At 68.9% G+C, this 1238-nt stretch carries 1 protein-coding gene; it reads right to left on the bottom strand.

Annotation, left to right across the window (positions count from 1 at the left end; translation table 11 throughout):
• Positions 1–36 precede the first annotated feature (36 nt).
• Positions 37–948: a FadR/GntR family transcriptional regulator gene (locus ACFW2E_RS47190; protein WP_384478428.1), complete on the bottom strand. Its 912-nt coding sequence runs from the start codon at positions 946–948 to the stop codon at positions 37–39.
• Positions 949–1238 lie beyond the last annotated feature (290 nt).

Here is a 1238-nt window from a genome sequence, read left to right as displayed (position 1 = left end):
GTGCTGGCCCTCCTGGTCGCGGGCCCCGCCCTGTGATCACGTCGTGAGCAGCAGTTCCGAACTGATCGTCTCCCACAGCGCGTCGAACCACAGCCGCGACTGCTTCACGAACACCGCATCCCGCACGCCCCCGTCCTGCCCGAACGCGAACAGCGTCGAACGGATGCCCTCCACGTCGTACGTCTCCATCGGCTCGTGATCGATCTCGTGTTCACGCCGGCTGAGGGTGTAGTACGCGAAGAGGGCCTCCGCGCCGTTGAGCAGGTACAGCTTCACCGGCGGCGTGAAGGGCAGCGCGCGGAAGGAGACGCTGACGTCGATGCCGTGCGTGGCCCGCAGGCCCAGCAGGTTGTGCTGGAGCACCTGCCCCTGGGCGTTGCGCATGGCCAGCCACCGCTCGTGCACCGCGTCGTCGTCCCCTCGGCCGGCCACCGCCACGGGGAAGGCCAGGTCGATGTTCCGGCCCGGCAGCAGCACGCGTACGTCGATCTTGGCCGGTTTCCGCCGCCCCGCGTGGATCTGGCGCAGGGGTTCGCCGAGGGCGAGGGTGAGGGAGACCGAGGTCAGGCACAGGGCGTCGATCTCCACGTGCGGGGACGCGAAGGCCTCGGCGATGCGGGGCGCGAGGGCGACCGTGGTGGGCGCGGGCAGGGCGGCCGGGCCGGTCAGGGCCGCGTCCGGATCGGGCGCGACGGTCGCCGGGCTCCCCTTGGACACATTGGTGAGCAGGCGCTCCGACTGGAGGATGCGCAGGGCCTGGCGGACGGTGCCGCGCTCCACCCCGAACTCGTCGGCCAACTGGGCCTGGGTGGGCATGCGCTGGCCCGCCCGCAGCCGGCCGGACCTGATCCGGGCGCGCAGCTCGTCGGCCACCTCGCGGTGTGTCCTCTGCGGCCGCCGCGGTCCCTTGAGGCCGTCGACGAGGACGTGTTCCGGCTCCACGACCAAACACTACAACTTCTCGCCATCTTTGGGCAGTTCATCGGAAGGTGGTTATGAGACGCACCCAAGCGGAGATAACTACAGTGAAGTTGGCAGCCAACTTGAGCAACGTGGTCAAACCTTCAGAGGGTTGGCCGCCACGGTGAACAGGGGGTCCACCATGCCGCTCATCGCCATCGTCGTCGCCGCTCTGGCCATCGGGTTCGAGCAGCTCGTGCAGTCGAAGTACGGGCCGATGGGCGTCATCGCGTTCGTCGCGCTGTCCATCGGCATCAAGGCGAAGAACACCATGATCG

This window comes from Streptomyces sp. NPDC058964 (assembly GCF_042741275.1).
Classification (GTDB): Bacteria; Actinomycetota; Actinomycetes; order Streptomycetales; family Streptomycetaceae; genus Streptomyces.
This window is presented reverse-complemented; position numbering and strand designations above follow the sequence as displayed.